Here is a 14,687-nt window from a genome sequence, read left to right on the forward strand (position 1 = left end):
CGCCCTCCGACTCCGGAAAGCCTGCCGACCTGGCCTTTTCGGGCCCCGTCGGCGAGATCAGACTCTAGCGAATCCGGACCGGAGGTCCAAACCCGCCGCATTTCCCTTTTCCGCACCCGCCGCACGTGCCGCATTCGCACGCGAATACGGATACCGACGCGAGTCCGGAGCGGACGGCACGCGCCGTCGCCGCACTCGCGCACGTGGAGGGGGTGGATCGGGGAGATGGCCGCTCCGGGACCGTCCGCGCAGACGCGTGTCCGGTGCTCCCTGCCGAGCGACCAGTCAACTGTACGGCCTGGCCGCGTCCGAGGCAAAACGGCGCTCCACGCGGTCGTCCCGACCTACTGACAGGCTGTCAACAGGGCGGCATGCTTGTCCCATGGACGCCGTCGCAGCCGTGGAAGCCCTGCTCTCGCCCGAGGGGCGGGAGGACCCGTTCCCGTACTACGCCGCACTGCACGCGCACGGACCGGTGGTCGACCTGGGAGGCGGGTACACCGTCGTGGTCGGGTACGACGCGCTGAACCGGGCCCTGCGGAACCCGGCCCTGCGGGAGGAGGGGCCGGAGTGGGTGCAGGATCGGTGGGCGGAGTGGGCCGGCAACCCGTCGGTCCGCCTCTTCTCCCAGTCCATGCTCTTCTCCGGCGACCCGGGGCACGCGCGGGTGCGCCGCCTGGTGAGCAGGGCGTTCACACCGCGGCGGGTGGCCGCGCTGGCACCTGCCGTGGAGCGCCTCGCCGACGGACTGCTGGACCGGTTGGCCCGGCTCGGGGCCGACGGAGCGCCGGTGGACTTCATGGCGGAGTTCGCCTACGCGCTGCCGGTGGCGGTGATCTGCGAGCTGCTCGGCGTGCCCGAGCAGGACCGGCTCTGGTTCCGTCCGCTGGTGGCGGACCTGGCCGCCCAGCTGGAGCCGGTGTACTCGAAGGAGCAGCTGGAGGCCGCGGACGCGGCGGCGCTGACCCTGCTGGAGTACTTCGCGGACCTGGCGGCGCAGCGCCGGGCGGAGCCGCGGGACGACCTGGTGAGCGCGCTGGTGCAGGTGCGCGACGAGGACGACGGGCGCCTGGGCGACCAGGAGCTGCTGGACAACCTGGTGCTGCTGCTGGCGGCGGGGTTCGAGACGACCACCAACCTGCTGGGCAACGGCCTGGCGCTGCTGCTGGACCGTCCGGCGCACCTGGCGGCGCTGCGGGCGGACCCGTCGGCGGCCCCCGCCTACGTCGAGGAGTTCCTGCGCTACGACTCCCCCGTGCAGCTGACGGCGCGGTGGGCGCCGGAGGGTGCGGTGGTGGAGGGGGTGGCGGTGCCGCCGGGCGGCGAGGTGCTGCTGCTGCTCGGTGCGGCCAACCGCGACCCGGTGCGCTTCGCACGGCCGGAGGAGTTCGACCCGGAACGCCCGGGGAACCAGCCGCTGAGCTTCGGGGGCGGCCCGCACTTCTGTCTCGGGGCGGCGCTCGCCCGGCTGGAGGGCGGGACGGCGTTCGGCCGGCTGCTGGGACGGTTCCCCCGGCTGGAGGCGGCGGGGGTGCGGACCCGCCGCGGCCGGCTGACGCTGCGCGGGTACGCGACGCTGCCGGTCTCCGTGGCCGGGACCGCCACCGGGACCGGGACCGCCGCCGGGGACACGTGCCGGCCGTCCGTTCACGGCGGGTAGCGGTCGGCCGACGGCCCACGCTCAGTACTCGCGGGGGCCCAGCGGGACGGCGAGGCCCTCCAGGCCGTCGAGGACGAGGTCGACGCCGACCGCGGCGAGGAGGAGGCCCAGCAGGCGGGCGAGGAGCTCGACGGTGGTGTGGTGGGTGGCCTGGAGGACCCGGTTGAGGAGCAGGACGCAGAGCAGGTCGATGGCGACGACGGCCACGTAGGCCCCGCCGACGACGGCCCGCCAGGTCCAGTCGTTCCGGGCCGTGGACTCCAGGAGGAGGGCGGTCATGGCCAGCGGGCTGACGATGTACGGGAGGAGCAGTTCCCGGATGCCGTCGGAGAGGCCGGGGCCGCCCTCCTCCTCCTGGACGCCGAAGTGGAGGCCGAGGACCAGGCCCACGGCGTAGACGAAGAAGATCGCGCCGCCGGCGATCTCCAGCGCCTCGGTGCTGATGTGGAAGATCCCGAAGAGGGCGGGGGCGGTGACGTCGGCGAGCAGGCCGACCAGGGCGGCTCCGGCGGAGGAGACCAGGGCGAGGGTGCGGAGCTGGCGTGTGGTCCGGGTCTGGGCCAGCGAGGCGAAGGAGAGGAGCACCTTGGGCGGCCCGACGACGGCGAGGAAGGTGATGAAGGCCCCACCGAGACTCAGCTGGTTCATGGGGGCATCATCGCCACGGGCGGCGTCGGCGCCGCCCGTGACACGGCGCCGGCCGCACCGGTCCCCCCTGGGGACGCCGCCCCCGGCCGCGCGGGTGCACGCCGCTCCGGCCCGGCACGGGGGTCGGGCCGGTGGGGGGTCAGCCCTCCTCGGCGAAGGCCGCGGCGAGCCTGCGGACCCCTTCGTCGACCTCCTCGACACCGGCGGTCTCGGCGAAGCTGAGCCTGAGGTGCGGCCCGGGTGCCTCGGCGGCGAAGTAGGGGCGGCCCGGGGAGACTGCGACCCCGGCGCGGAGCGCCGCCGAGGTGAGTCCGGCCTCGTCGGTGCCGTCGGGCAGGCGCAGCCACAGGTGGTAGCCGCCGTGCGGGAGCGTGTACGGGACGGCCTGCGGGAGGTGGGTGCGCAGGGCGGCGGCCATGGCGTCGCGGCGCTGCTGGAGGCCTGCGGCGACGGCGCGCAGGTGGCGCGTCCAGGCGGGTGAGCCGACGAGTTCGAGGGCGGCCTCCTGGAGGGGGCGCGGCACGAAGAAGGTGTCGACCACCTGGATGGCGCGCAGCCGCTGGAGCGCGGGGCCGCGGGCGACGAGGGCGCCGACGCGCAGCGACGGGGAGGTGACCTTGGTGAGCGAGGCCATGTGGACGACGGTGCCGTCGGGGTCGTCGGCGGCCAGCGGGGGCGGCAGCGGGGGGCCGGAGGTGTGGCCGAGGCGGCGGGAGAAGTCGTCCTCGACGACGAAGGCGCCCGCGGCGCGGGCGACGGCGAGGACCTCGCGGCGGCGTTCGGCGGTGAGGACGGCGCCGGTGGGGTTCTGGAAGAGCGGCTGGCAGAAGAAGACGCGCGCCCCGGTGGCGGCGAACGCCTCGGCCAGGAGGTCGGTGCGGACCCCGTCGGCGTCGACCGGCACGGGGACGGGCCGGACTCCGGCGGCACGGGCGACCGCGAGGGTGCCGGGGTAGGTGGGGGACTCGACGAGGACGGCGGAGCCGGGGGCGGCGAGGGCGTGGAGGGCCGTGGTGAGCGCGCTCTGGCCGCCGGCGGTCACGAGGACGTGGGCGGCGCTGACGGCGCCGGCCGGGCCGCCGGTCTCGCGGGCGAACCAGGCGCGCAGTTCGGCGATCCCCTCGATCGGCGGGCGGTCCCAGGCGCCGGGGCGGCGGCCGGCGCGGGCGAGGGCGGCAGCCATGGCGTCGCGGGGCTGGAGGGAGGGGTGGAGGTAGCCGCCGTTGAAGGGGATGACGCCGGGGGGCGGTGCGGCGAAGGAGGCGAGGACGCCGGTGGCATCGACGGCGCGGGGGGCCGCGTCGGGTCCCTCGGGCCCTTCGACGGCGAGGGCGACCTGCTGCCAGGAGGTGTCGCCGGGGGGTGCGGGGACGGCGGGGCGGTCGGCGCGGTAGGTGCCGGCACCGGGCCGGGTGACCAGCAGGCCCTCGGCCGCGAGGGCGGCCAGGGCGCGGGAGACGGTGACGGGGCTGACGTGGAAGCGGTCGACGAGGGCGCGGTTGGAGGGGAGTTTCTGGCCGGGAGAGTAGCGGTTGATCTCCGACCGGAGGGTCTCGGAGATCTGGGCCACACTGCTACCGCTGCTCATGAAAGATCATGATAGCGCTATCCCCGGCGGCGCGCCGGGAGTCCGGCCGGCCCGGCCGCGGGCGGCGGGCCGCCGCGGGGGCCTCCCGCCGCCCGCGGCCGGGGGGCGGGCGACGTGCGGCGGGCGACGTGCGGGAACGGTCTTGCCCCGACGAATTCATCGACCGTAGAATTGCGCCGCCCCGACCGGGACGGTGCGGATGTCGAGCGCGTCACACCGGGGTGCTTGAGGGCATGGAATATCGACACGCTAGGTTGTTGTTCCGATGTGAACGGCTCCGCCGAGCAGGAGTGATGCCCCGGAGGGTGTGCCCGCACCCGCCGCGCCGGCTCCCGGAACCCGCAGGACCGCACGTTCCCGGCACAAGGTCCCAGTGCCGGGCGGCGACGGCCCTGGTCACCCCGCACCCATCCGGGAGCGGGCCAACCGGACAGCGGATCCTCGGGAAAGCAGGGACAGCAGCTCATGGACACCGCGGCACTCGTCGGCTCGTCGTGGATCTTCATCCTCGCCTTCGCCGCCGTGCTCGGCGACGCCTTCCTCCCCTTCATCCCGAGCGGCACGCTGGTGATCGCGGCGGCCCTGAAGACGGCGGACCTGGACGGCGCACCCGTCCTCCTGGCCCTCGGTGTGGCGGCCGCCTCCTTCGCCGGCGACCTCATGCTGCTCCGGCTCGCCCGGCGCAGCGCGCCCTGGGTGCAGGCCCGCCTCGACCGGCGGCCGCAGTGGGCCGGCGCCACCAGCAGGGTGCAGCAGGCCCTGGAGACCCGGGCCGGCCGCACGGTGATCGTCGCCCGGTTCGTGCCCGCCGGGCGGACGGTCCTCGACCTCGCCATGGGCCGCAGCGACAACCCGCACCGGTTCGTGCGGTGGTCCGCGGTGGCGGCCCTGGTGTGGGCGGCGTACATCGTCACGCTGGGCTGGCTGAACAGCCACTGGTTCAACACCGCGTGGCTGGGCTTCGCCGTCTCCTGTGCGGCCGCCACCGCCGTCAGCGCGTCGATCGCACGCCTGGTCAGGCGGCAGCGGCGGGCGGCCGCCACCGTCTGACGGGGAGCGGGGCCCGGCCGCCGGCGCGGCGGGCCCCGTCCCGGCCCGCACCGGCGGCGCGGGCCCCGTCGGCCGTGACCGCCGGGCCGGTCCCCACCGCCTCCACCGGACCTCCGGCCGCACCGCCGCCGGGGTCGGCGCCGCACCCGGGCGGCCCGTGGGCGGCGGTGCGCGTCCGACGGCAGGGCGGCCCCCGGGCGGGGCCCGTGGAGGCGGCGGAGCCCTCCGGGGCGGGCGCGCACCGCCCGCCGGACGGACCGCACCTTCGCGGCGGGCCGTCGCGGCCGTCCGGGGCCGGCGTTCCGGGCCGTGCGCGAAGAGGCAGGCGAGTGTCCCGAAACGGCAACAAGGTCCCGGCGGGGGAGCCGCCCGAGGAGGGCGTTCGTCCGTGTGATCGATGGATCTTTGTAGTGTGGCTTCCCGATTGTCGAGTTTTCGGACTGCGCCGCCCCCGGTGGGACCGCGGTGCGGGGCGGGACCGGAGTCGGGAGGGCGCGGCCGCCAGCGGGACGCAAGTGGCGGTTCATGCACAATTGCCCGGATCGGTGGGGCACGACAGACCAGGGGAGAGCATGGGCACCATCTCGCGCAGGACCGTCCTGACGGCTGCGGCCTCCACAGCCGCACTGGGGGCGGTCGCCGCGTGCTCGAGCGATGGCGGCCGGGGCGGGAGCAGCGACACGGGCCTCAGGCCCACCGGCGGGAGCAGCAGCGCGGGCGGGGGCGTGCGGGGCGGAACCCTGGGCAGCCGGCAGCCGGCCAGGCCCATCGGGGACGGCTCGACCGCGGACACCGGCCCCCAGCCGGGGCAGCCGAAGCCGGAGCGCCTGGCCCCGGGGCAGCGCCCCCCGCAGTTCGTGGTCTTCTCCTGGGACGGGGCGGGCGAGCTCGACAACAGGCTCTTCGAGCGGTTCCGCGGACTCGCCAGGCGGCACCACGCCGCGATGACGTTCTTCCTCAGCGGCATCTACACCCTGCCCGAGTCGAAGAAGCACCTCTACCACCCGCCGCGCCACCCCGTCGGCGCGTCCGCCATCGGCTACCTCTCCGACGAGCACATCCGCGCCACCCTGCAGCAGGTGCGGCTCGCCTGGCTGGAGGGCCACGAGATCGGCACCCACTTCAACGGGCACTTCTGCGGCCCGGACGGCGTCGGCCGCTGGTCGCCCGCCGACTGGGACAGCGAGATCCGGCAGGCCAAGGCGTTCGTGACCGAGTGGCGCACCAACACCGGCTTCACCGACCTGGAACCGCTGCCCTTCGACTACGAGAAGGAGCTCACCGGCGGCCGCACGCCCTGCCTGGAGGGCCAGCGCAACCTGCTGCCGACCGCCGCCAGGCTGGGCTGGACCTACGACGCCAGCTCCCCCGGGGGCATGCAGATGTGGCCGGGCAAGGTGCAGGGCGGCCGGATCTGGGACTTCCCGCTGCAGTCCATCCCGTTCCCCGGGCACTCGTACCAGGTCCTGTCGATGGACTACAACATCATGGCCAACCAGTCCGGCGGGAACCCCAAGGGCGACCCCGCCCGCCGGGCCGCCTGGCGCGCCCAGGCCCGCGACGCCTACCTCGCCGGCTTCCGCCGCGCCTACGACAGCAACCGCGCGCCCTTCTTCATCGGGAACCACTTCGAGCAGTGGAACGGCGGCATCTACATGGACGCCGTCGAGGAGGCGCTCACCGAGATCGCCGGGCACCCGGAGGTGCGCATGGTCTCCTTCCGGCAGCTGGTGCAGTGGCTGGAGGCCCAGGACCCGTCGGTGCTGCGGAAGCTGCGCACCCTGAACCCGGGCCAGAAGCCGGCCGGGGGCTGGGAGTCCTTCCTCGGCGTCGCCTCGCCCTCCTCGGCGTCGGGCTCCCCCTCCCCGTCCGGCCCGCCCGCCGCACCGGGGTCGGCGTCCCCGTCGCGGTCCCTGCAGCCCTCCGCGTCGCGCTCCGCGTCGGCGCCGGCGGGCGGCTGACGGGGCGGGCCGCCGGCGGGCCGGGCCGGGGGCGCGCCGCCCGCCGTCCGTAGCCCGCCGCCCGCCGCCCGCCGGCGAAAACCGGGTGCGGAACGGGTCCCGCGGTGCCAGGGTGCCCGGATGGACCGTCGCAGAATGAGCGCCCTCGCCCACGCCCACCATCCGATAGCCGCCCCGCTGGCCGACGCCTCGGTGGCCCGGCTGCTCGACCGCTCCGTGGTCCGGGGCGACGAACGCGCCCTGGACCTGGGCTGCGGGCAGGCCGAGTGGCTGCTGCGCGTCCTGGAGCGGCACCCGCGGACGCTGGCCGAGGGGGTGGACACCGACGGGGCGGCGCTGGACCGGGTGCGGGACGAGGCCGCGCGGCGCGGGGTCGCCGACCGGCTGGCGCTGCACCACATGCCGGCGGCGGAGTTCACCTCGGCCCGGAGCTTCGACGTGGTCCTCAGCGTCGGCGCCACGCACGCCTACGGCGGTCTGCGGCAGACCCTCGCGGCCGCCCGGGAGCACCTCGCCCCGGGCGGCCGTGTGCTGGTGGGCGAGGCGTTCTGGGAGCAGGAGCCCGACGCGGCGGTGCGCGCCGAACTGGACGGCCCCTGCGTGTGGGACGACCTGCCGGGCACGGTCGACCTGGTCGCGGCCGACGGCTGGACGCCGGTGTACGCGCACACGAGCACCCCGGAGGAGTGGGGCGACTACGAGTGGTCCTGGACCGGCTCGCTGGCCCGGTGGGCGCTCGACCACCCGGACGACCCGGACGCCGCCGACGCGCTGAAGGCCGCGGAGGAGCACCGCACGGCGTGGCTGCGCGGCTACCGGGGCGTCCTCGGGTTCGTCACCCTGGTGCTGCGCCGGGCCGACACCTGACCGTCCGGCACCGCACCGCACCGCACCGGCCGGCACCGCACCGTCCGGCGCTCCGTCAGCGCTCGAAGACGCGGAAGGCGACGGAGGACCGGCCGCCGAACCGCTCGGCGGAGCGGGCCAGCACCCCCGCGACGAACTCCCTCGCGTAGGCGGCCGGGTCGCCGTCCGGCCCGGTCAGGGCGGTGATGTAGGCGCGGTGCTCGGCGAGCGACGCCACCGCCCGCTCCACCGACTCCTGCGACACGGCCACGGCGTGGGTCGGGTCGGCGCCGGCCACCGCGACCCGGCGGACCCCGTCCCACGGCTCGGGGTCGCCGCCGCCCGGGGCGGGCGGGAAGATCCAGCGGTTGCCCGCGTCGCCGGCGGCGTCCAGCACGGCGCGGCCGACGGCGCAGTGGTCGGGCGAGTTCCAGGCCGTGCCGCCCCAGGTGTCGGTGTGGTTGAGGGTGACCACCAGCTCGGGCCGGTGGCGGCGGATCGCGAGGGCGATGTCCCGGCGCAGCGGCACGCCGTACTCCACCACGCCGTCGCGGTGGTCCAGGAACTCCACCGCGGTGACGCCGACCGCGGCGGCGCTCGCCCGCTGCTCCGCCTCGCGGACGCGGGCGCACTCCCCCGGCTCGAGCGTGTCGATGCCCGCCTCGCCGCGGGTGGCGAGGAGGTAGGCGACCTCGCGGCCCTGCGCCGTCCACTCGGCGACGGCGGCCGCGGCTCCGTACTCCAGGTCGTCGGGGTGGGCGACGACGGCGAGGGCGCGCCCCCAGTCGTCGGGCAGAGGGGCGAGGTCGGCGGCCACGGGCTTCCTCCGCAGGCGGTGACGGCCGACTGGTGGCAGCCGGCTGGTGACGGCGGACTGGTGACGGACGGCTGGTGACGGACGGCTGGTGGCCGGGGAGCGGGTGTCAGGGCGGGCCGGGTCCCCCGATCATGCCATCGCGGGCCCGCGCCCGCCGGGTCACGCGGCCGGTGCGGGCGCCTCCAGGAGCAGGCCGGCGACGGTGCGGGCGCCCGCCGCGCCGAGGAGGACGGAGTAGTGGTTGGTGCCGGGCGCGGCGAGGACGGTGACGCGGGCGGGGTCGAGGCCGGCGGCGGCGAGCCGGTCGGCGTCGTACATGCCCTGGGGCTGGTCCAGCAGGCCGCGCTCGGCCCGGAGCAGGACGGCCGGGCAGGGCAGCGCGTGGACGGCCGCGGCCGCCTCGCGGTCGAGGAGGACCTGCGCGCCGTCGGTGCGCACGGCCTCCTCCACGCAGGAGGAGCGCAGTTCGGGCTCGGTGCCGGTGAGGTCGCGCTGGAGGTAGGCGTCGAGCCGGGCGGTCCACAGGTCGTCGTGGAGGGCGGGGTGCCGCCGCCAGAACTCCCGGTAGGCGTCGCGGGAGGGGAAGGCCATGGACAGACGGGCCATGGCGGGGCCGAGGACGGCGGCGAGGGCGTCCTCCTCGGCGGTGCCGGGCGGGAGGGGGAAGCTGACGGCGCCGTCGACGAGGACCAGCCGGCCGGCCCGGCCGGGGTGGCGGACGGCGAGGAGCGCGGCGACCCAGGCGCCCATGGAGTGTCCGGCGACGACCGCGCCGTCCAGGCCGAGGTGGTCGAGGACGGCGGCGGCGTCGTCGGCGTGGCGGGCGAGGCCGTAGGGGCCGGCGGCGTCGCGGCTGCCCGCGCGGCCGCGCAGGTCGGGGGCGACGAGGGCGGCCCGGCCGGCGAGCTGCTCGGCGACCTCGCCCCAGGAGAGGCCGTTGGCGGTGATGCCGTGCAGGGCGAGGACGGTGGGGGCGGCCGGGTCGGCGGCGGGCCAGCGGAGCACGGCGAGCTCGCCGCCGGGGACGGGGACGCGCAGTTCCTCGGGACGGGTGGCGGTCATGCGGTGGTGCCTCCGGCGGTTCGGTCGGCGGTCTGGTCGGGCTGGTCTGTCCGGTCGGCGGACCGGCCGGAACGCTCCGGCCGGGCGGACCGGCCCGAGCGGGCGGCCCTGGCCTCGCGGATGCGGGCCGGCAGGCGCACGGCGCCGCCGGGCAGCAGGTAGACGACGGCGACGAAGAGGGCGCCGAGGAGGAAGAGCGGCTGGGAGAGCGGGACGCGCAGGACGGCGGGCAGGCCCCGGACGGCGTCGGAGTTCGCGAGGTCGCCGAGCCGGTGGTCCGCCCAGGTGTAGAGGACGCCGCCGAGGAGCGGGCCCCAGCGGGTGCCCGAGCCCCCGAGGACGACCATGACGAGCAGGGACAGGGTGAAGTCGGAGGTGGCCGCCTGGGGGGTGGCCCCTCCCGAGACCAGAAGGTAGACCACGCCTCCGACGGCGGCCAGGGCCGCGGCGAGGACGAAGGCCGCCAGTTTGAACCCGTGGGGCCGCAGGCCCAGCACCTCCACCCGGCGCTCGTTCTCCCGGATGCCCTCCCAGACGCGGCCGGCGGGCGAGTGGACGGCGCGGTGGACGACGACGAGGGTCAGCACCAGGTAGCCGAGGGCGATCCAGTACAGGTTCGCGGTGTTCCCGATGCCGACGAGGGCGCCGGGCAGCCGGTCGGCGGGGACGGACCGGCCCTCCTCGCCGCCGGTGAGCCCGCCGGGGTCGCGCTGCACGAGGATCGACCCGGCCTGGGCGAAGGCGAGGGTCACCATGGAGAAGCCGATGCCGGTGACGCGCAGGCTCACCGAGCCCAGCAGGAGGGCGAGCAGCACCGCGAAGGCCGTGCCGAGCAGAGCGGCGGGGAGCAGCCCGAGGTGGAGCTCCAGCATGGCGATGTCGGTGGCGTACAGGCCGGCGGCGAACCAGAGGGCGTGGCCGAAGGAGAGCAGTCCGGTGCGGCCGAGGAGCAGGTCGTATCCGGTGGCGAGGGCGCCGAAGACCATGCACAGGGCGAGGAGCTGGAGGCTTCCGGGGCTGCCGGGGGGGCCGTCGAGCAGCCCGGGCAGCGGCAGGGTGCTGAAGGGCGCGGTGAACAGGAGGAGCAGGACGGCGGCGGGCCACCAGCGGGCGGCGCGGCGCAGGGGGGAGGGTCCGGCGGAACCGGCTGCGGAGGCGTCGTCGGCGGGGTTGTCGGTGGGTGCCTGCATGATGGTCCCGGTGGTCATGCGGGCCTCCCGGCGGCTCCTGCGGCGGCCAGGCCGCGCGGGCGGACCAGCAGCAGGACGGCGAGGAGCACGACGACGGAGAGGTCGCCCAGCCCGGCGGCGGTGTAGTAGTTGGCGAACTGCTGGACGAGGCCGACGGCGACGGAGGCGGCGGCGGCCCCGGTGACGGAGCCCATGCCGCCCATGACGACGACGACGAACGCGAAGATGAGCAGCGAGGTGCCCTGCCCGGGGCTGACGGAGCCGAAGTAGAGGCCGCCCAGGGCGCCGGCGAGGGCGGCCGCGGCGCCGCCGATGGCGAAGACGAGGGTGAAGGCCTTGCGGACGTCGATGCCCAGGGCGGTGACCATGGCCCGGTCCTCGACGCCGGCGCGGACGACGAGGCCGTGCCGGGTGCGGCCGAGGAAGAGCCGGAGGACGACGAGGACGGCGGCCGCGGCGGCGACGAGGACGAAGCGGTCGGCGGGGACGGCGGCGCCGAGCAGGCGGACGGTGTCGGAGAGCGCGGCGGGCTTGGGGAAGGGGCGGGCGTCGGCGCCCCAGACGGCCATGAGCAGGGCGGGGACGGCGAGTCCGACGCCGACGGTGGCGAGGACCTGCTCACGGGGGCGGGTGTAGAGGGGGCGGATGAGCGCGAGTTCCAGCAGGACGGCGGCCGCGGTGCCCACGGCGGTGCCGAAGAGGACGGAGAGGAGGAAGCCCGCGCCGTCGGGGCCCGCGCCGGGGAGGTGGCCGTCGGCGGCCCACCAGGTGGCGTAGGCGCCGACGGAGAGCAGCGCGCCGTGGGCGAAGTTGAGCACGTCCATCAGGCCGAAGATCAGCGACAGTCCGGAGGCGACGAGGAAGTAGAGCGCACCCAGGCCGAGGCCGGTGAGGGTGAGCAGGACGACGGTGTCCATCAGGGGCGGGCCTCCTGGGGGGCTGCTGCGGGGTGGCGGCCGACGCCGAGGAGGCGGCGGGCGGCCTCGGCGTCCTCCAGCAGGTCGGCGGTGGCGCCGCGGTGGGCGGTGCGGCCGTCGGCGAGCACGGTGCAGCCGCCCGCCAGGCGGCGCACGACCGCGAGGTTCTGCTCGACCAGCAGGACGGGCACGGCCTCGGCGGCGCGCTCCAGCACCTGGGCGACCTCGGTGACGACCCTGGGGGCGAGGCCCTTGGTGGGCTCGTCGGCGATGACCAGGCGGTTGCGGTTGAGGAGGGTCCGGCCGATGGCGACCATCTGCTGCTGGCCGCCGGAGAGGGTGCCGGCGGGCTGCCGGGCGCGCTGCCTCAGTTCGGGGAAGAGGCCGTGCACGAGCGCGTAGTCGGGGTCGGGGTCGCGTTCGGCGAGGCGGAGGTTCTCGGCGACGGTGAGGGCGGCGAAGACCCCGCGGTCCTCGGGGGCGTAGCCGACGCCGCGGCGGACCACGGCGTGGGTGGGCAGGTGCACGGTCTCCTCGCCGCCGAGGCGGACGCTGCCGGTGCGCGGCACCAGGCCGAGGACGGCCCGGACGGTGGTGGTCTTGCCGGCGCCGTTGCGGCCGAGCAGGGCGGTGACGCCGGCGGGGGCGACGTCGAGGTCGACGCCGTGCAGGACGTGCCGGCCGCCGATGACGACGCGCAGGTCGCGGACGGAGAGGAGGGGCTCCGCGGCCGCCTCCCCGGAGGGGGACGGCGGCTGTGCGGAGGGGCCCCCGGACGGCGCCGGGGAGGGTGTCGCGGGGGGTGTCACAGTGCCTCCCCGAGGTAGGCCTGCTGGACGGTGGCGTCGGCCGTCACCGCGGCGGGCGTGTCGAGGGCGAGCAGGGTGCCGTGGTGCATGACGGCCAGCCGGTCGGCGAGGCCGAGCAGGACGTCCATGTGGTGCTCCACCATGAGGACGGTCCGGCCCTGGTCGCGGTGGACGGAGCGGATGAGGTCGGTGAGGGCGGGGACCTCCTCGGCGGAGACGCCGGCCATGGGCTCGTCGAGGAGGATCAGCCGAGGTTCGCCGACCAGGAGCACGGCGAGCTCCAGCTTGCGCTTCTCGCCGTGGGAGAGGGCACCGGCGAGGGTGCCGGACCGGTGGGCGAGGCCGGTGCGCCCCAGGGTCTCGGCGACCTGCCGGTCGTACCGGCCGGCGCGCCGCCAGATGCGGTGGGAGCCGCCGCCCGCCGCCTGGGCGGCGAGGCGGACGTGGTCCGCGACGGTCATGCCCGGCCACAGGGAGGAGGTCTGGAAGGTGCGGCCGAGACCGCGGCGGGCGCGGGCGTGGACGGGCTCGGCGGTGACGTCGACGCCGTCGAGCTCGACCGAGCCGGCGGTGGCGGCGGTGATCCCGGAGACCAGGTTGAACAGGGAGGTCTTGCCGGCGCCGTTGGGGCCGATGAAGGCGACGAACTCGCCCTCGGCGACCTCCAGGGAGACGTCCTCGACGATGGTGGCTCCGCCGACGGCCCAGCCGAGCCCGCGCAGCCGCAGGACGGGGGCCGCGGCAGGGGCTCCGGCGGTGGCTCCGGCGGGGGCCGCCGCGGCGACCGCGGCGGCTGCGGGGTCGGCCACCGGTCAGCCCGCCGTCTTCGCGACCGGCGGGGCGACCTCGTCCGGGCCGAGCACCCTGGCCACCGACGGCCTGGCGGCGGCGCCGCTGCCGGTCAGCTTCACCTGGAACATCGGCTGGAGCAGCGCGTGGTCCTCGGCGCGGACGGTGAGCCGGCCCTTGACGCCGTCGAAGGACCAGCCCTCCAGGGCCTTCACCAGGGCGTCGGTGTCGGCGGTGCTGCCCTTGGCGGCCTCGACGGCGTGGACGGCCATCTGGGCGGCGGTGAAGCCGTCGGGGGTGAAGAGGTCGGCCTTGGCGCCGGCCTTCTGCAGGGCGGCGTCCATGGCCTTCTCCACGGGGGTGCCGGCGGCGTCCGCGAAGTAGTGGTTGAGGAAGGAGATCTTCTCGCCGGCGGCGCCGAACAGCGGGTAGGAGGCGGCGAGGTCGAGGCCGGTGACGACCTTGGTGGAGCCGAAGACGCCCTGCTGGTCGAGCGAATGCCACAGGGCGGGGGCGGTGTCGCCGGCCCACGCCACGAAGAGCAGGTCCGGCCTGGCGGCCCTGGCCTGCTTGGCGAAGGGGGTGAGGTCGGTGGCGCTCGGGGGCGCGAGCACCGAGCCCACGGAGGCGCCCTCGCCGCCGAGGACGGCCTTGACGGCGGCCACGTTGGCCTGTCCGAAGGCGCTGTCCTGGGCAAGGACGGTGACCTTGCGGCCCTTGGCGTCGCCGACGAAGGAGGCGGCGGTGCGGATGTCCTGGTAGCTCTGCCGGCCGGAGCGGAAGGTGTACTTGTTGATGCCGGTGACCTGGTCGGCGGCGGCGGGCCCGCTGATGAACAGGACCTTGTTCTGGGCGGCGATGGGGGCCAGCTGCAGGGCGACGCCGGAGGCGGTGGACCCGGCGAGGATCCTGTAGCCCTTGCCGATGAGGCCCTTCGCCTCGGAGACGGCCTTGGCGGGGTCGCCCGCGTCGTCCTGCTCGGCGACCTCGACCGGGTGGCCGTCGACCTTCCCGGTGCCGTGGGTGGCGTAGTCGAGGCCGGCCCTGAAGCCCTCTAGGTACTGCTTTCCGTAGGCGGCGAGCGGACCGGTGCGGGAGTAGACGAGGCCGATCCTGACGGGGGCCTTCGCCGCGTCGCCGCCGTCCGTGGTGGATCCGGCGGTGCCGGCCTTGGCGCAGCCCGCCGCGAGGAGGGTGGTCGCGGCGAGGGCCGCCAGGGTCAGGGTGCGGGCGGGTCTGCGGGGGCGGCGGGACTGAGGCATGGTGACCGGCTCCTGTGGCGGCTGCGGTGGCGTGGTGGCTGCCGGAACCGTAGGAGGAGCCCGCCGCCGCGGACATGTGGCCGGATAC

13 protein-coding genes are annotated in these 14,687 nt (G+C 76.3%); 4 read left to right on the forward strand and 9 right to left on the reverse strand.

The features are described 5' to 3' along the window. Positions 1-382 precede the first annotated feature (382 nt). Positions 383-1,660, forward strand: a complete 1,278-nt coding sequence (locus LO771_RS26340; protein WP_230747135.1) for a cytochrome P450 — start codon at positions 383-385, stop codon at positions 1,658-1,660. A gap of 21 nt (positions 1,661-1,681) precedes the next feature. Here the strand turns inward: LO771_RS26340 and LO771_RS26345 are convergent, their stop codons facing one another. Beyond that, positions 1,682-2,308 (reverse strand): MarC family protein, encoded by a 627-nt coding sequence (locus LO771_RS26345; RefSeq protein ID WP_230747136.1) that lies wholly within the window; start codon positions 2,306-2,308, stop codon positions 1,682-1,684. A gap of 139 nt (positions 2,309-2,447) precedes the next feature. Then, entirely contained in the window at positions 2,448-3,896 is a 1,449-nt protein-coding gene (locus tag LO771_RS26350) for a PLP-dependent aminotransferase family protein (RefSeq protein ID WP_230747138.1), read from the reverse strand. 465 nt (positions 3,897-4,361) lie between these two features. Between LO771_RS26350 and LO771_RS26355 the strand changes: the two genes are divergently transcribed. The 3 genes from LO771_RS26355 (at position 4,362) to LO771_RS26365 (ending at position 7,774) form a co-directional block, all read left to right on the forward strand. Beyond that, a complete protein-coding gene (locus LO771_RS26355) occupies positions 4,362-4,946 on the forward strand; it encodes a DedA family protein (protein WP_230747139.1) in 585 nt (194 codons plus the stop codon). Between the two features lie 572 nt (positions 4,947-5,518). Further along, positions 5,519-6,907 carry a hypothetical protein gene (locus tag LO771_RS26360; protein ID WP_230747140.1) on the forward strand — a complete coding sequence of 463 codons (1,389 nt, stop codon included), beginning with the start codon at positions 5,519-5,521 and terminating at the stop codon, positions 6,905-6,907. A 120-nt stretch (positions 6,908-7,027) separates the two neighbouring features. Beyond that, positions 7,028-7,774, forward strand: coding sequence for a cyclopropane-fatty-acyl-phospholipid synthase family protein (locus tag LO771_RS26365; RefSeq protein WP_230747141.1), 747 nt, complete (start codon positions 7,028-7,030; stop codon positions 7,772-7,774). Positions 7,775-7,829: 55 nt separating this feature from the next. Here LO771_RS26365 and LO771_RS26370 read toward each other — a convergent pair whose 3' ends face one another. From LO771_RS26370 to LO771_RS26400, 7 genes are all read right to left on the reverse strand, one after another. Further along, the gene (locus LO771_RS26370; RefSeq protein WP_230747142.1) at positions 7,830-8,570 is read right to left on the reverse strand and encodes a PIG-L deacetylase family protein; all 741 of its coding nucleotides are present in this window, start codon (positions 8,568-8,570) and stop codon (positions 7,830-7,832) included. 159 nt (positions 8,571-8,729) lie between these two features. Continuing rightward, entirely contained in the window at positions 8,730-9,632 is a 903-nt protein-coding gene (locus LO771_RS26375; protein WP_230747143.1) for an alpha/beta fold hydrolase, read from the reverse strand. Then, positions 9,629-10,822 (reverse strand): branched-chain amino acid ABC transporter permease, encoded by a 1,194-nt coding sequence (locus LO771_RS26380; RefSeq protein WP_230747217.1) that lies wholly within the window; start codon positions 10,820-10,822, stop codon positions 9,629-9,631. The genes LO771_RS26375 and LO771_RS26380 overlap by 4 nt, the downstream gene beginning before the upstream one ends. Positions 10,823-10,836: 14 nt before the next feature. Continuing rightward, the gene (locus LO771_RS26385; RefSeq protein WP_230747145.1) at positions 10,837-11,739 is read right to left on the reverse strand and encodes a branched-chain amino acid ABC transporter permease; all 903 of its coding nucleotides are present in this window, start codon (positions 11,737-11,739) and stop codon (positions 10,837-10,839) included. Next, positions 11,739-12,440 (reverse strand): ABC transporter ATP-binding protein, encoded by a 702-nt coding sequence (locus tag LO771_RS26390; RefSeq protein ID WP_230747219.1) that lies wholly within the window; start codon positions 12,438-12,440, stop codon positions 11,739-11,741. The genes LO771_RS26385 and LO771_RS26390 overlap by 1 nt, the downstream gene beginning before the upstream one ends. Positions 12,441-12,544: 104 nt before the next feature. After that, positions 12,545-13,276 carry an ABC transporter ATP-binding protein gene (locus LO771_RS26395; RefSeq protein WP_230747221.1) on the reverse strand — a complete coding sequence of 244 codons (732 nt, stop codon included), beginning with the start codon at positions 13,274-13,276 and terminating at the stop codon, positions 12,545-12,547. Positions 13,277-13,360: 84 nt separating this feature from the next. Further along, the gene (locus tag LO771_RS26400) at positions 13,361-14,599 is read right to left on the reverse strand and encodes a substrate-binding domain-containing protein (protein WP_230747147.1); all 1,239 of its coding nucleotides are present in this window, start codon (positions 14,597-14,599) and stop codon (positions 13,361-13,363) included. Positions 14,600-14,687 lie beyond the last annotated feature (88 nt).

Origin of the sequence: Streptacidiphilus sp. ASG 303, assembly GCF_020991365.1 — a bacterium.
Taxonomy (GTDB): domain Bacteria; phylum Actinomycetota; class Actinomycetes; order Streptomycetales; family Streptomycetaceae; genus Peterkaempfera.

Excerpts from the sequence above, each read along its gene's own strand:
- LO771_RS26345 (WP_230747136.1), bottom strand. The coding sequence starts at position 2,308 with ATGAACCAGCTGAGTCTCGGTGGGGCCTTCATCACCTTCCTCGCCGTC.
- LO771_RS26350 (WP_230747138.1), bottom strand. The coding sequence starts at position 3,896 with ATGAGCAGCGGTAGCAGTGTGGCCCAGATCTCCGAGACCCTCCGGTCG.
- LO771_RS26355 (WP_230747139.1), top strand. The coding sequence starts at position 4,362 with ATGGACACCGCGGCACTCGTCGGCTCGTCGTGGATCTTCATCCTCGCC.
- LO771_RS26380 (WP_230747217.1), bottom strand. The coding sequence starts at position 10,822 with ATGCAGGCACCCACCGACAACCCCGCCGACGACGCCTCCGCAGCCGGT.
- LO771_RS26385 (WP_230747145.1), bottom strand. The coding sequence starts at position 11,739 with ATGGACACCGTCGTCCTGCTCACCCTCACCGGCCTCGGCCTGGGTGCG.
- LO771_RS26400 (WP_230747147.1), bottom strand. The coding sequence starts at position 14,599 with ATGCCTCAGTCCCGCCGCCCCCGCAGACCCGCCCGCACCCTGACCCTG.
- LO771_RS26340 (WP_230747135.1), top strand. The coding sequence starts at position 383 with ATGGACGCCGTCGCAGCCGTGGAAGCCCTGCTCTCGCCCGAGGGGCGG.
- LO771_RS26375 (WP_230747143.1), bottom strand. The coding sequence starts at position 9,632 with ATGACCGCCACCCGTCCCGAGGAACTGCGCGTCCCCGTCCCCGGCGGC.
- LO771_RS26360 (WP_230747140.1), top strand. The coding sequence starts at position 5,519 with ATGGGCACCATCTCGCGCAGGACCGTCCTGACGGCTGCGGCCTCCACA.
- LO771_RS26365 (WP_230747141.1), top strand. The coding sequence starts at position 7,028 with ATGGACCGTCGCAGAATGAGCGCCCTCGCCCACGCCCACCATCCGATA.